We start from the raw sequence: 14,053 nt of genomic DNA, 5'->3' as shown, positions 1-14,053 counted from the left end.
ACTGCCCCGTCGTCATCTTCGTCCAGGCCTTCGGCCTTCCCTTCAGATTCCCTCGGGCGCATCGAGGTTGCCCGCCACTCAGGCGCCCGCGCCGATGGGCTACTTGAATCTTGGACTGATGCGCTGCTAGAGCTGTGGTCAGGGACGATTCTTGGGCTGCCCGTCATTCTCGGCCGCGCGGGCGGCCGAGAATGACATACGTGATTTCTTGAATTTCGATTGTGTTCGCTTGCGCGAATGCGGCGAGTGGTTTGCTAATGGTCGCCAGCTCATGAGGGATGGGCGGTGATGGATGGCGCGCGGTGGCGAACTGCTTGCGCATGCTGACCGTCACGCGCGCCACCCATCCCGCACTGACGTTGAATGACGATGGTTGGCCAACCGACGCGCTTCAACGTCCCGCATACTCAAAATCACCAACCACCAGCGCGCAGCGCCAACACGCGACGCAAGACACCGCGTAAGCCCCAAAAGGCCGCCCGCGCGGCCGGCCTGGGGCGGGCCCCGCAAGACACGCCCCCAACCACTGCTCTAGCGGCACGACAAGCCAAGACGCACGTAGTCCGTCGTCGCGGGCGGCGTGGCGGCTCGCAACCTCGATGCGCCCGAGGGAATCTGAAGGGAAGGCCGAAGGCCTGGACGAAGATGACGACGGGGCAGTCCGGAGCGAACGCTCCGGACCGCAATCGTGGGCGCGAGCCGCCACGCCGCCCGCGACGACGGACGACCTACGAAGCGCTTTAGCTTTAGCTAAAGCACACTCAAAATCGCATCCCGAGCCTGATGCGAAAGCTCCAGCCGCGTAGGCAAACTCCCGTCCGGATGCCGCGCCGCCAACGGCGGCAGGAACACCACTTCGACGGCCAGTCCCGTCACCCCCAGCACCCGCCAGAGATTCGCGACCAAGGACTCTTCGCCAACGAACGCCGCGTAACCGCTGCGCTTGCCATGCTGCAGGAAGCGCAAGGCCACGGGCTGGATCTCGACGGCGGCCGAACGCGCCGGTTCGAACAGGCTGGCGTGGAAGGGCAATAACTCGAAACCCGCGCTCGTCGTGCCTTCGGGGAACAGCCCCACCGCGTCGCCCTGCTTGAAGCGGGCTTGCATGGATTCACCCATGGCGTGCACCGCGTGGCGCTGGCCGCGTTCGATGAAGAGCGTACCGGCGCCGGCCACCAGCCAGCCGATGATCGGCCAACTGCGGATTTCGCTTTTGGCGACGAAGGACGTGGCGCGCGCCGAGTTCAGCACGAAGATGTCGATCCAGGACACGTGGTTGGCCACCAGCAGCACCGGACCGGTCAGGCGCGGCTCACCCTTGAGGACGACCCGCAGGCCACAGAAAGCCATCAGGCAGCGCGACCAGCGGCGGTTCAGCCAGGCACGTGATTTGGGGCCGATCAGGGGATATACCAGGCCTACACACAAGAGGCCGAAGAGAATCCAGGGCACCACGAGGAACAGCCTAAGGACAAAGCGCAGCAGCTTCAAACCGGAGTCTCCCAGGCCAGGCTGCCACCTACCACGGTGGCGCGTACGCGGCCGGGCAGCATCATACCCGCGAACGGGGTATGGCCGCTGCGGCTTTGCAGCGCGCCGGGCATCACCAGCCATTCGGCTTCCAGATCGGCCAGGCACAGGTCCGCTGACGCTCCCACGCCCAGATGGCCGGCGGATGCGGCCAGCGGAGAAACGCTGGCCAGCACCGCGGCGGGGCCGCAAGTGACCCGCGCCAGTGCTTCGGGCAGAGGTCGGCGGTGGTCGCGCGCCCACTTCAGGGCCAGGGACAGCAGCAGCTCCAGTCCGGTAGCGCCGGGCTCGGCCAACGGGAACGGCACGGCTTTGGCGGCGTCGTCGATCGGATTGTGATCGGAGCACAGCGCATCGACAGTGCCGTCGGCCAACGCGGCCTGGATCGCGTCGCGATCGCGCTGGCCGCGCAGCGGCGGGTTCAGGCGGAAGTCCGTATTGAAGAAGCCGATGTCCACGTCAGTCAGGTGCAGACTGTGGACGGACACGTCGGCCGTGACCGGCAGGCCCTCGCGCCGGGCGGCGCGCAGCAGTTCCAGGCCAGCGGCCGAGGACAGCCGCGTCAGGTGCACGCGCGCGCCGGTGGCGCGCTGCAGTTCAAAAATGGTGTGCAGGGCCACGGTTTCCGCCTGCGGCGGCAGCCCTTCGAGGCCCAGGCGCTCGGCGTAGGCGCCGCTTGCGGCGACCGCGCCGCGCGCAAGCCACGGATCCTGTGGTCGCAGCCACAGCGCCAGGCCCATGCCGCTGGCGTAGCGCATCGCGCCCCAGAACACGCGCGTATCGGCGATGCCTTGTTCGCCGTGCGTATAGGCGAGGCAGCCCGCCTGCGCCAGCAGGCCCATCTCGGCCAGCGTTTCGCCGGCCAGTCCCACCGTCATCGCGCCCAAGGGATGGACGCGGCATTGCCCGGCCTCGGCGTGGCGCATCAAGGCCTCGGCCTTGCCGGGTTCATCCAGCGGCGCGCCAGGGTCCGGTGGCAGCACCAGCCGGGTGACGCCACCGGCAAGCGCCGCGCGCAGTTCGGCAGCGGCGAAGGCCGCCGCGCCCGGTTGCGTGACGCGCGCGGACAGATCGATCAGGCCCGGCAACACCACCAGCCCGCTGGCGTCCAGCGAGCGATCCGCTTGAAAACCGTCGGGCGCGCGGCCCACGGCGACGACGTGGCCGTCGGCGATGTAGAGGTCGTGCTGTCCGTCCACCGCGTTGGCGGGATCGATCAGCCGGCCATTGGCGATATGCAGCCTCACGACGCGTCTCCGGTCAGCAATTCCAAGGCGGCCAGACGCAGATGCTGCTCGATATCCTCCAGCCGCGCCTCGATGGGCGCCAGGCTGGCCGACACATCGCCGTCGACCTCGATGCCGGGCGTCAACACGCCCGCCGGCAGCAGCAGGGCATCGGAGCGGGCCGCGGCCAGGGCATCCGGCGTCAGGCCGTAGGCCTGCGCGTATTCGCGTGCGGAAGGGAGTTGCGCGCCGCTGATGCCTTCCACTTGCAAGGGCAGCGCGATGATGACGTCTGCATCCTGCAAGCCCTCGCGCAGCGAGGCGCAGGCGCGCACGCCGAGCTGCGGCAGTCCGTCGGGCAACAGGGTGCGCGGCGCGGCGGCGCGGACTTCGGGCACGCCCAGCGTGGTCATGGCATGGATGACGGAACGCGCCACGCGCGAGTGGCGGATGTCGCCCACCAGCGTCACGGCCAGGTTGGTCAGGTCCTGCCGCGCGTCGAGCATGGCTTGCACCAGCGCCAGCGCGGGCAAGGGATCGGCGTGGCAGCCGTCGCCTGCGTTGAGGATGCGCAGGCCCGGCGCCGCGTGCGCGGCCGCGCAATGCGCCGCGCCGCTGGCGCCATGGCGCAGCACCAGCAGGCCCGGGGCCAGGCGCGAGACGGTTGCGGCCAGCGCGTCGCCAGCCTGCGGATCCAGCATGACCGCAGACAGCGACACGCGCTGCGCGGCGGCGGCAAAGGCATCGCGGTCTTGCGTGGACTCATCGGGCAGGCACAGGAATACCGGCATCGCGGACGACGGGCCGGCTGGCGCCTCTCCCGTTGTATCGCCGCGCGCCGCCCAGGCGCGCGCCGCGTCCAGCAGCCGTTCGACGTGCCTGCGGGGCAGCCCTTCGGTGGTCAACAGGTGTATCAGTTCGCCGCGGCGATCGAGTTGCGGATTGAGCATAGGCAGTCCGGACCGCGTGCATCAAGCCGCAGGCAGGGTGTCCAGGTATCGTTGCAGGATAACAGCCGCCGCCATCGCGTCGTCCGCCGCATGGGTGCCCAGCAGGCGCTGCGCCTCCATGCTGGAACCGCGTTCGTCGACCAGTTCGACGGCGAGGCCGAAGCGGCCGTGCAATTGATTGGCAAAGCGGCGGCAGCGCGCGGTGGCGGGTTGCTCGCCGCCGTCGGCGTCCAGGGCCAGCCCCACCACGACACGGTGGGGCTGCCACTCCTGCAAGAGCGCCGCGATGCGGCCGAAGCGCGCCTCGCGGACTTCGCTGAAGATGATTTCCAGCGGACGCGCCTGGCGCGTCAGCGTATTGCCGATGGCGATGCCGATCTTCTTCTCGCCGAAATCGAAGGCAAGCAGGGTCTCTTCAGGCATGTCCGGCATCGCCCGCCAGCATCACCGGATCGATGCCCAGCAGCTTCAGCGCGGCCGGATAGCGTTCCTCGGGGGGCACGTCGAAAATGATGTCGTCGTCAGCGCCCACGCTGAGCCAGGCGTTCTGCGCCATCTCGCTCTCGAGCTGGCCCGCGCCCCAACCGGCATAACCCAGCGTGACCAGCATGCGGGCCGGCCCCTTGCCGTCGGCCACGGCCTGCAGCACGTCGCGCGAGGTGGTCAGCGCCATGTCGCCCAGCTTGATGCTGGAGCTGTAGTCGCCGGCCGGCGCGTGCAGCACGAAACCGCGGTCGGTCTGCACCGGACCGCCAAAGAAGACCAGGGTGTCCTTCACGGGACCGATCTCGAGCGTCAGGTCGATGCGCTCGAACAAGGTGCCCAGCGTCAGGTCGGTGGGCCGGTTGATGACCAGGCCCAGCGCGCCACGTTCGGTGTGTTCGCAGACATAGATGACCGAACCCGCCAGGCTGCCTTCCACCATGCCGGGCATGGCGATCAGGAACTGGTTGGCAAAATTGGCTGCCTGCGTCGCGGCGTCTTCGTGATGTTTTTCCGTCATGGCAACCCCTACATGGGTAATCTGAAAGAACCGTGGGGAGGCCGCGCGTATCCAGCAAGCATCATGCCTGGCGGCAGTCGGGTCCACGGTTGCGAGGGATGGGGCCTAGCCCCATCTTACGAGCCTTGGCGGAATATGTCGGCGCTATGGCCTCAGATTTCCATCAATTCGAAGTCCTCTTTGCGGGCGCCGCATTCAGGACAGACCCAGTTCGGGGGCACGTCTTCCCAGCGGGTGCCGGGCGCAATGCCTTCGTCGGGCAGGCCGGCCTCTTCGTCATAGACCCAGCCGCAAATCAAACACATCCAAGTACGCATAGTTCTCTCTTACATCAATCCAGGCCCTTGCCCGGCATCAGGGCAAAGGTGAGGGGCTTCCATTAGAATGGGGACAATCTTACCGAAACCCAATAGGGGTTCCCCTGATTCACCGCAAATGAGTCCGGGCGCCCCCCCACTCTAACGCTGTCCAAGTGGCCCCCGTTACTCCCCCTCTCGTTTTGGTCTTCGGTCCGCTCGATCCCTCGGGTTCCGACGGCTTGCCGGCAGATGCCGTCACTTGTGCCGGCCTGGGTTGCCATGGCCTCGCGGCCGTGACCGCGCTGACCGTGCGGGATACCGCCGGCATCGAAGAAATCCATCCCGTTACACCCGACCTGCTGGACGATCAGGCGCGCTGCCTGCTCGAAGACATGTCCGTGCAGGCCATCAAGGTGGGCGGACTATACACCGCGGAAACCGCCAGCGTCGCAGCGCAGATCGCCGCCGATTACAGCCAGGTGCCGCTGGTCCTGCATCTGGGCCAGCGCGCCCAGCCGCCGGCCGACGCCGCTGACGAGGACGATGCCGACGACCTGCTGGCCGCCACCCTGGAGCTGGTGCTGCCGCAGACGGACCTGCTGATCATCGAGCACCTGCGCCTGGCGCAGTGGCACGCCGACGGCGACATTGATATCGGGGACGCACCGACACCCATGCACGCCCTGCTGGCGGCGGGCGCGGAATGGGTCCTGGTTCTGGGCAGCCCGCAGCGGCCCGGCCACTACGCCAACATGCTGCTAGGCCCCAACGGTCAGACCGCCACCCTGCCCTGGCAGGCGCCCCCGGACCGCAACGGCGACGCCGGCGGCGTGGCCGCCACTGCCATCGCGGCCATGCTGGCTCGCGGCCTGGAAATGCCGGAAGCCGTGCGCCAGGGGCTGGCGCACGCCGACGCGGCAGTCGCCGCCAGCTTCCTGCCGGGCATGGGCCGACGCATTCCCAACCGGATTCCCTCCCAATGAAAGCGCTGCGCTTCCCCACTGGCCTGTATGGCGTCACCCCCGAATGGGACGACACCGATCGCCTGCTGCTGGCGGTGCGCCAGGCCGCCGCGGGCGGCATGCGCTCGCTGCAGCTGCGCCGCAAGAACGTGCCTGACGCCGTGCGCGCCGCCCAGGCCCGCGCGCTGGCGCCGCTGTGCCGCGAGCTGGGCGTAGTCTTCCTGATCAACGACGACTGGCGCCTGGCGCTGGAAGTGGGCGCCGACGGCGCGCACGTCGGCCGCGAGGACGAAAGCCTGGCGCGAATCCGCGCCGAGGCCGGTCCCGACCTGATCCTGGGCGGCTCCAGCTACGACGACCTGGGCCGCGCGCAGGAACTGCTGGCCGCGGGCGCCGATTACATCGCCTTCGGCGCCATGTATGCCTCCACCGTCAAGCCCGACACCGTGCGCGCGCCGCTGTCGGTGCTGACCGAAGCCCGCCGCCTGACGGACACCTGCGACGCCCCCCGGCCCGCGGTCGTCGCCATCGGCGGCATCACGCCCGACAACGCGCCGTTGGTGGCCCAAGCGGGCGCCGACGCCATCGCCGTCATCACCGCGCTATTCGAAGCGCCCAGCATCCGCGCCGCCGCGGCCGCATGCTCCGCGCCCTATTCCGCAAACCCCAACCGCAAGCCTTGAACGCCATGTCCAGTAACGCTCAGCTTTTCGAACGCGCCTGCCGCAGCATCCCCGGCGGCGTCAACTCGCCCGTGCGCGCCTTCCGTTCCGTGGGCGGCACGCCGCGCTTCATCAAGCGCGCGCAGGGCCCGTACGTGTGGGACGCGGAAGACAAGCAGTACATCGACTACGTCGGTTCCTGGGGCCCGGCCATTCTCGGCCATTCGCATCCTGAAGTGGTGCGCGCCGTGCAGGACGCGGCGGTCAACGGCCTGTCCTTCGGCGCTCCCACCGAAGCGGAAATCGAGCTGGCCGAAGTGCTGATCTCGCGCCTGCCCTCGCTGGAGCAGGTGCGCCTGGTCAGCTCGGGCACCGAAGCGACCATGACGGCCATCCGCCTGGCCCGCGGCGCCACCGGCCGCGCCAAGATCGTGAAGTTCGAAGGCTGCTACCACGGCCATTCGGACAGCCTGCTGGTGAAGGCGGGCTCGGGCCTGCTGACCTTCGGCAACCCCAGCTCGGCCGGCGTGCCGCCGGAATTCGTTTCGCACACGCTGACCCTGGAATACAACAACCTGGACGCCGTGCGCGAGGCTTTCGCCCAGCATGGCGCCGACATCGCCTGCATCATCGTCGAGCCGGTCGCCGGCAACATGAACCTGATCAAGCCGGCCCCTGGCTTCCTGGAAGGCCTGCGCGAGGTCTGCACGCAGCACGGCGCGCTGCTGATCTTCGACGAAGTCATGACCGGTTTCCGCGTCGGCCCGCAAGGCGTGCAAGGCCTGACCGGCGTCAAGCCCGACATCACCACGCTGGCCAAGGTGATCGGCGGCGGCATGCCGGTGGGCGCCTTCGGCGGCAGCGCCGAGATCATGAAGCACATCGCCCCGCTGGGCGGCGTCTATCAGGCCGGCACGCTGTCGGGCAACCCGGTGGCCGTGGCCGCGGGCCTGGCCACGATGCGCCTGATCGCCGCTCCGGGCTTCTACGACAAGCTGTCGGCCCAGACCGCCAAGCTGGCCCAGGGCCTGCAGGAACGCGCCCGCGCCGCGGGCCTGGCCTTCTCGGCCGACTCGGTGGGCGGCATGTTCGGCATCTACTTCAGCGATAAGGTCCCGACCTCGTTCGCCGAAGTCTCGGCCTGCGACACGGCGGCGTTCAATCGCTTCTTCCATGCCATGCTGGACCACGGCGTGCACTTCGCGCCGTCCGCCTTCGAAGCGGGCTTTGTCTCGGCCACGCACGACGACGCGGTGATCAAGTCCACCCTGGACATCGCCGAAAAGGTCTTCGCGTCCATGTAACGACGCCGGGGAGCCGGCCCGCGGCCGCTCCCCTTCAAGGCGCCTTGTAGTGCTCGTACAAGGCGGTCACATCCCGCACGTACGCCTGGGTCTCCGCATAGGGCGGCACGGCGTCATATTTGCGCACCGCCCCTTCCCCCGCGTTATAGGCCGCCAGCGCCAGATCCAGCCGGCCCGGATACTGGTCGATCAGCCGGCGCAGATGGCGCGAGCCCGCGTTCACATTGGTCGCCGGATCCACCAGCGCCGTCTCCACGTCAGCCACTGAAAGCAGCGGCGCCGCGGTGGCAGGCATCAACTGCATCAGGCCCAACGCCCCCTTGGGCGAACGCGCATCGCTGCGAAAGCCCGATTCGATTGCGATCACGGCCCTGAGCAAGGCCTGGTCCACGCCCGACTCCCGGGCCGCCCGGGCAATCAGCCCGTCATGCGCCTGCGGCACCTTCAGGTCTTCCCAACGCTGCGCGCGCGAGGCAGAGGCCAGCGTCACCAGGCGCGCGCCATCGCCGGACTTGGGCTCGCAGTCCAGACAGACCTTCATGCTGCTGCCGCGCCAGGCGGTCCTGGCCTGCGCCCGCTTGTAATACTTGGCGTAACCCGTGGGCACCTTCATCGACCGCCACACGCCATAGGGATCCTTGTAGCGATAGATGTCGGCCGCCTGGGCGGAACCGGCGGGCGCCAGGGCCAGAACGCCGCTCACCAGGGCCGCCAGCGCCGCCATGCCCGCGGCGCGCGCCGCGAAGGCGCGCAGGGCCGGCAGGACGGGACAGGGATGGCGGTGCATGGGCGGCTCCGGCGGCGTCCGAAGACGCGGAATCGAGCTCCTATGCTGCTGCGGCAACGCCCTTTTGTCGCTAGTACCGACGCCCTAGTCCTGCCCGGACGGTCGCCATCCCAGGGGCAAACAGGGGCAGAACTAGGGCATGCGGCGGAATTTGCCTCACCTACTTTCCAGTAGCCTATAACGCTTGGGATAGAATATGACTTAATATTTCCTATGATTACCAAATAATTTCACCTGGCAGAAACACCAGGCTGGAGAGAGGCAAGATGGACGCAGAAAACACGCTCCGGCTGACGCTGGACGCCACGACCAACGTCCTGACGGCGGTCTACACGCCGCCCGCGCGTCCCGACTCGGCGGATTCCGCCCTGGCGCCCGCCTCGCCAGCCGAGACAGACGGCGCAACCGCCCTGGACACCGAGGTCAGCGTCGCGGTCGACGACGACGAACCGCGTCCCAACGTCAATGCCGACCTGCCCAGCTGGGACACCCTGGCAGCGGCGGCCGTCGCTCAGGGCTGGGGTGCCGAGGCGCTGGACAGCCAGGCCGTCCTGACCTTCATCGACCTGTGCCGCCACGCCAACGAAACCGTGAAGGCCCCGGTCGGCCAGGTCATCGACGGCTCACTAGAGCTGGAACTGGACGCCGAGCGCATGTCCGCCCTGCTAACCCTGCTCCCGCCCAAGGGCGGCAAGCCCGTCACGTTGGAAGCCGTGCGCCAGGTGCTGGCCGAACGCGGCATTGTCCACGGGATCCTGGAACAGGAGCTGATCGACGCCGTCACGCAGGGCCGCCGCGAAACCACGCAGATCGCCCGCGGCACGCCGCCCACCCGCGGCACCCCGACGCGCTTCGAAAGCCTGCTGGACCGCCTCAAGCCCCGCGGCCAGGATATCGACGAACTGGCCCAGGTCGACTACCGCGACCTCGGCAGCCTGCTCCTGGTCACGCCCGGCATGCCGCTGATGCGGCGCACGCCGCCCCTGCCCGGCGTGGACGGCAGCACCGTGCTGGGCGAACCGATCCTGCCCAACGAACTGCCTGACACGCCGTTCGCCAGCGACCTGTCCGGCGCCGCCGTCGACCCGGAAGATCCGCTGCTGCTGCGCGCCACCATCGCCGGTACGCCCACCCTGGTCAGCCACGGCGTGCAGGTCAATCCGCTGGTCGAAGTCGACGCCGTCAACCTCAGCACCGGCAACATCCATTTCGAAGGCTCGCTGCTGGTGCGCGGCGACATCGCCGCCACCATGGAAGTCCACGTGACGGGCGACGTGATGGTCAACGGCACCATGGAAGCTGCGCTGGTCGAGGCCGGCGGCAACGTCACGGTCAAGGGTGGCATCATCGGCCTGGCCGAAGCCCTGCAAGACGCCACCGCCGCCGCGCGCACCGCGCGCGTCGTCTGTGGCGGCGCACTGCGCGCCAAGTTCATCGAAAACGCCGTCATCAGTGCAGGCAAGGACGTAGACGTGGAGCGCGAAATCCGCCAGAGCAGCATCGCGGCCGGCGGCAGCGTCAACGTCGGCCCGCCCAACACCCAGCAAAGCGCCATCACCGGCGGCCAGACCCGCGCCATGCAGGCCGTACGCGCCGGCACCATTGGTTCGCCCTCGGGCATCCCGACGCTGGTGCAGGCCGGCCTGGATCCGCATGCCGACATCAAGCGTTCGGCATTGGCGCGCAAGCGCCAGAAGATGCACGAGGAAAAATCCAAGCTGGAGCAACTGCTGATGTTCCTGAAGGCCAATCCTCAACGCGCCCCGGGCGACGTAGCCGACCGCGCCCGCAACACCCACGTCAAGCTCAGCCAGGACCTGCTGGCGCTGGACGCGGAGGAAGCCCAGCTGGTGCTGGACCTGCAGCCCCTGGCCAGCGCCACCATCCAGGCCGCGCGCCGCTTCTGCGGCGGCGCGACGATTCAGGTGGGCAACAAGGTGCAGGAATTCCTGGAAGACCAGATCGGCGGCAAGGCCGCCGTCGAAGAAGGGCAGATCGTCATCCGCTGACCCTGCCCGCTGGCGCCCTCAGGGCGCCAGTTCCTTGAACCAGGCGCGCGGCGAAATGCCGCGGTCCGGCCCCAGGATGGAAAAGCCGCCGTCCACGGGTATGTCCACACCCGTCATCCACGAAGCCGCGTCGGAGCAGGCGAAGCACACCGCCGCGGCGATCTCCTCGCCCGACCCTACCCGCCCCAGCGGATGGAAATGCGCTCCCACCGCGTCCGCCGCCGGACGCGAACCGCCCGACAACTGTTCCACCGACGGCGACCAGGTCCAGGCCGGCGACACCGCCAGCACGCGCACGCCGGCCGGCGCCAGCTCCACCGCGAAGTTCTTGGTGATCTGCAGCAGCGCCGCTTTGGACGCCGGATAAAGCGCGCGCCCGGCCGCGCCGAACTTGCCGCCGGTGCTGCCCATGTTCACCACCACGCCGCCGCGCGGCAGCAGCGGCGCAGCCAGTTGCGTGAAGATGGCCGCCGACACCAGGTTGGTGTCCAGCGTGTTGTGCCATTCCTCGCGCGACGAGGCCAGGCCCCGGTCCGCGTACTGGCAAGCGTTGTTGACCAGGATATCCAGCCGTCCGAAACGCGCCACGGCAGCGTCGATGCAGCGCTGTATCTGCGCGTCCTGCCCGATGTCGGTTTCGCAGTACAGCGCACGGCCGTCCAGCTCGTCTTCGAGCTTGCGGCCGGCCTCGGCGTTGCGCCCGACCAGCACCACGTTGACGCCAGCCGCGGCCAGACCGCGCGCGATGTCCGCGCCCAGTCCCTGGGTGCTGCCAGTGACGATGGCGGTCTTGCCGGCCAGCCCGGGAAAGCCTGTGAAATCCATGATGAATCCTTGATCAATGAGGCGCGGCGGCCCAGCGCACAGCTTCCGCCACCGGCCCGGTTTGCGCAATCAGGCGCATGCTGGCCAGCGACGCGTCGTGCACCGCCGGGTCGGCGGACGCGCAGGCGTCCTGCGCCACCATGACCTCGAAGCCGATGTCGGCCGCATGGCGCACCGTGCCCTCCACCACCGAATGCGTGGCGACGCCTGCCACCACCAGCCGACGCGCGCCCAAGAGCCGCAGGGTCTCTTCCAGCGGCGTGCCGTAGAAGGCGCTGATGCGGGTGTGCTTCACCACGAACTCGCGCGCGCTGCCGGCCAGCGGCTGCAGCCCCTCGTAAAACGCGCTGCCCCACTGCCCCTCCGGCACCGCGCCGATGGCGGCCACGTTGCGGAAGATGGGGCAATTGGCCATCAGGTCGGCGTAATCCGGCCGGAATGCGATGCGCACGTGCACGATGGGCAGATCATGCGCCCGCGCCCCCGCCAGCAGGGCCGCCGCGTTGTCCAGCAGGCGCTGGCGCGCCCCGCTGTCCGCATCCAGGCCGACACGGATCTTGCCCTCGGGGTGCAGCACGTCGTTCTGGAAGTGCAGCGCCAGCACCGCGGCGTCGGTCGCAGTCACACGAACACCTCGAACACGTCGTGCACGTCGTCGCAATTGACCAGATCCACCCGCTTCATGCGGATACGCCAGCTGTCGCCCTCGGCGGCCAGCTTGTGGGTATAGCGGCCCGCCAATTGGCGCGGCTGGCGCTTGCGCCATTCGGTCATCTGGAAGGTGGAATGCACCACCAGATTACCGCCGGCGTCCACGCCCTCGATCTCCACCGCACCCACCAGCCGCGCGCTGCGCGTGGGCGGCTGCTGCGACCAGTTGCGCGGATGCTCCAGCCGGCGGATGCGCACGTCGCGCAGCATGCGGTCTTCCCAGAACAGCGAGATGTGGTCGTAGGGGCTCTGCTGGCCCGGCGTGCGCGGCATCCAGTACATGCCGTCGGCGGTCCACAGCGCCTGCCAGTCGTCGTAGCGGCGTTCGTCCAGCAGGCGGGCCTCGCGGTACAGGAACTGCGCGATGCGGTGATAGGCGTCGGCCGGGACCTCTGCCGGCGACAGGCCTTCCGTGCTCACGTCGAAATCAAGGTCTAGCAGCATGAGCGGTCTCCGGTGGCGGCTTCGGCGGCGGCGGGGCCGGCTTCCATATAGGTCTTCCAGGCGTCGAACTGGTTGCGCATGGGCAGCTCGCTGGTGCCGTTGACCGACACCAGGCCTTCGCTATCGCTGCGGTCGCTGCCGTGGTAGCGGTGCATGCTGACCCATTCGCCGCCTCTCGTGGCGTTGCCTTCCTGGCAGCGGTTGTAGAGTTCGATGTCGTCCGGCATGACGTTGGACGAAGGCGAGTTGATGACGTTGGCGTACAGCATGGCGCGCTTGAAAACGCCGTCCGGCGCGCCCTTGCAGCGGAAGGTCTGGATCTCGATCATGGTGCGGTCGACGGCGATGGGTCGGATCACGCGGAACTGCTGGAACACCGTGTGGGGCGAGCCGCTGCCGTAGATCACCGTGTTGTGGCGGTTCATGCCCAGGATCTCGCGGGCGCGCGTCTCGCCATAGGCGGCGGTCAGGGTTTCGAAATGCGCGCGCGACACCGGGTCGCGCTCGGCCGCGCCCGGATTGAAGATGCCTTCCATGTAGCCGTGGCCGTTGGGATAGGCGCGCAGCTCCAGCTTTTCCCAGAATTCGTAGGGTTCGCCGTTGCCGTCCATGATGTGCAGCTCCAGCGGCATCTCGCCCATTTCCTTGGCTTCGTCGCGGGCCGCGGCATACGACGATTCATGCGTGACGCGGGCATGCATGGTGTCGTGCAGGTTCTCGTAGAACACCTTCCAGTTGGAACGCTGCATGACGCGGAAGATGCCACCGGCCACTTCCACCTCGCCCACCGGCGAACGGTCGCAGAGATTGTCGATCGACGAGCGCACGCCGCCCAGGAAGTCTTCCAGCGCCGGGCCGTCCTTGGCCTGGCTGGCGAACACGAAGCCACGATAGCTTTCCACGCGCGCCACCCGGCGCATCGAAAAGGACGGATCGGCGGGATCGTAGGCCGTACCCTCCAGCCCCTGCTTCAACGGCACGCCCAGATGGCTGCCATCCAGCTTGAAGGTCCAGGCGTGGTAGGGGCAGCGGAAGAACTTGCCGACGCAGCCTTCGCCGTCGGCCACTACCTTGGCGCCCTTGTGCGGGCAGCGGTTGTACAGCACATGCACGCGGCCGTCGGTGGCGCGCACCATCAGCACGTCCTGGTCGCCCAGGCGCGTGGTGTGGTAGTCGCCCGTCTTGGGCACCTGGCTTTCGTGCCCCACGTAGATCCAGGCGCGGCCATAGATCCGCTGCATCTCCAGGTCGAAGATGGCGGGGTCGGTGTAGACGCCGCGGTGCACGCTGTCGCCGCGCACCATCGCGGCCAATTGCTCTTCGGTGTATGACATGTCCGGC

At 68.4% G+C, this 14,053-nt stretch carries 16 protein-coding genes; 4 read left to right on the top strand and 12 right to left on the bottom strand.

All coding sequences use genetic code 11. The annotated features are described in order from the left end of the window. Positions 1-163 precede the first annotated feature (163 nt). From DXK93_RS32070 to DXK93_RS31695, 7 genes are all read right to left on the bottom strand, one after another. Positions 164-322: a hypothetical protein gene (locus DXK93_RS32070; RefSeq protein ID WP_158598603.1), complete on the bottom strand. Its 159-nt coding sequence runs from the start codon at positions 320-322 to the stop codon at positions 164-166. A gap of 428 nt (positions 323-750) precedes the next feature. Further along, entirely contained in the window at positions 751-1,491 is a 741-nt protein-coding gene (locus DXK93_RS31720; protein ID WP_119452198.1) for a 1-acyl-sn-glycerol-3-phosphate acyltransferase, read from the bottom strand. Further along, complete coding sequence (locus tag DXK93_RS31715; protein ID WP_119452197.1) at positions 1,488-2,777, bottom strand: dihydroorotase; 1,290 nt, start codon at positions 2,775-2,777, stop codon at positions 1,488-1,490. Before DXK93_RS31715 ends, DXK93_RS31720 begins: the two co-directional genes overlap by 4 nt. Then, positions 2,774-3,706 carry an aspartate carbamoyltransferase gene (locus tag DXK93_RS31710; protein ID WP_054459388.1) on the bottom strand — a complete coding sequence of 311 codons (933 nt, stop codon included), beginning with the start codon at positions 3,704-3,706 and terminating at the stop codon, positions 2,774-2,776. The genes DXK93_RS31715 and DXK93_RS31710 overlap by 4 nt, the downstream gene beginning before the upstream one ends. 21 nt (positions 3,707-3,727) lie before the next feature. Then, positions 3,728-4,129 carry a Holliday junction resolvase RuvX gene (gene ruvX, locus DXK93_RS31705; protein ID WP_054459420.1) on the bottom strand — a complete coding sequence of 134 codons (402 nt, stop codon included), beginning with the start codon at positions 4,127-4,129 and terminating at the stop codon, positions 3,728-3,730. After that, complete coding sequence (locus DXK93_RS31700; RefSeq protein WP_054459390.1) at positions 4,122-4,709, bottom strand: YqgE/AlgH family protein; 588 nt, start codon at positions 4,707-4,709, stop codon at positions 4,122-4,124. Before DXK93_RS31700 ends, ruvX begins: the two co-directional genes overlap by 8 nt. Positions 4,710-4,861: 152 nt before the next feature. Beyond that, on the bottom strand, positions 4,862-5,026 hold the full coding sequence (locus DXK93_RS31695; RefSeq protein WP_003814980.1) for a rubredoxin: 165 nt from the start codon (positions 5,024-5,026) through the stop codon (positions 4,862-4,864). 155 nt (positions 5,027-5,181) lie between these two features. Between DXK93_RS31695 and DXK93_RS31690 the strand changes: the two genes are divergently transcribed. Genes DXK93_RS31690 through hemL form a run of 3 tightly spaced genes read left to right on the top strand, consistent with a single transcriptional unit; the run spans position 5,182 to position 7,936 of the window. Further along, positions 5,182-5,991 (top strand): bifunctional hydroxymethylpyrimidine kinase/phosphomethylpyrimidine kinase, encoded by an 810-nt coding sequence (locus DXK93_RS31690; protein WP_119452196.1) that lies wholly within the window; start codon positions 5,182-5,184, stop codon positions 5,989-5,991. Further along, a complete protein-coding gene (thiE, locus tag DXK93_RS31685; protein WP_054459393.1) occupies positions 5,988-6,653 on the top strand; it encodes a thiamine phosphate synthase in 666 nt (221 codons plus the stop codon). Before DXK93_RS31690 ends, thiE begins: the two co-directional genes overlap by 4 nt. Before the next feature lie 5 nt (positions 6,654-6,658). Next, positions 6,659-7,936 (top strand): glutamate-1-semialdehyde 2,1-aminomutase, encoded by a 1,278-nt coding sequence (gene hemL, locus DXK93_RS31680; RefSeq protein ID WP_054459395.1) that lies wholly within the window; start codon positions 6,659-6,661, stop codon positions 7,934-7,936. A 34-nt stretch (positions 7,937-7,970) separates the two neighbouring features. Here hemL and DXK93_RS31675 read toward each other — a convergent pair whose 3' ends face one another. Beyond that, positions 7,971-8,723, bottom strand: a complete 753-nt coding sequence (locus DXK93_RS31675; protein ID WP_054459396.1) for a lytic transglycosylase domain-containing protein — start codon at positions 8,721-8,723, stop codon at positions 7,971-7,973. 266 nt (positions 8,724-8,989) lie between these two features. Here DXK93_RS31675 and DXK93_RS31670 point away from each other — a divergent pair, with 266 nt between their 5' ends. After that, on the top strand, positions 8,990-10,732 hold the full coding sequence (locus DXK93_RS31670) for a DUF342 domain-containing protein (RefSeq protein ID WP_119452195.1): 1,743 nt from the start codon (positions 8,990-8,992) through the stop codon (positions 10,730-10,732). Positions 10,733-10,750: 18 nt separating this feature from the next. On the opposite strand, the gene DXK93_RS31665 is transcribed toward DXK93_RS31670, so the two are convergent. From DXK93_RS31665 to DXK93_RS31650, 4 genes are read right to left on the bottom strand one after another with little or no spacing between them, the layout of a single operon-like run. Next, complete coding sequence (locus DXK93_RS31665) at positions 10,751-11,557, bottom strand: SDR family oxidoreductase (protein ID WP_054459400.1); 807 nt, start codon at positions 11,555-11,557, stop codon at positions 10,751-10,753. A 13-nt stretch (positions 11,558-11,570) separates the two neighbouring features. Then, positions 11,571-12,182, bottom strand: a complete 612-nt coding sequence (locus tag DXK93_RS31660) for a cysteine hydrolase family protein (protein WP_054459402.1) — start codon at positions 12,180-12,182, stop codon at positions 11,571-11,573. Then, complete coding sequence (locus DXK93_RS31655) at positions 12,179-12,712, bottom strand: aromatic-ring-hydroxylating dioxygenase subunit beta (RefSeq protein ID WP_054459404.1); 534 nt, start codon at positions 12,710-12,712, stop codon at positions 12,179-12,181. The genes DXK93_RS31660 and DXK93_RS31655 overlap by 4 nt, the downstream gene beginning before the upstream one ends. Further along, positions 12,703-14,046: an aromatic ring-hydroxylating dioxygenase subunit alpha gene (locus tag DXK93_RS31650; protein WP_054459406.1), complete on the bottom strand. Its 1,344-nt coding sequence runs from the start codon at positions 14,044-14,046 to the stop codon at positions 12,703-12,705. The genes DXK93_RS31655 and DXK93_RS31650 overlap by 10 nt, the downstream gene beginning before the upstream one ends. Positions 14,047-14,053 lie beyond the last annotated feature (7 nt).

Source organism: Achromobacter sp. K91, from assembly GCF_003576205.1.
GTDB lineage: Bacteria > Pseudomonadota > Gammaproteobacteria > Burkholderiales > Burkholderiaceae_B > Achromobacter > Achromobacter aegrifaciens.
The sequence above is the reverse complement of the archived record's forward strand: the minus strand, read 5'-3'. Positions and strand labels throughout refer to the sequence as shown.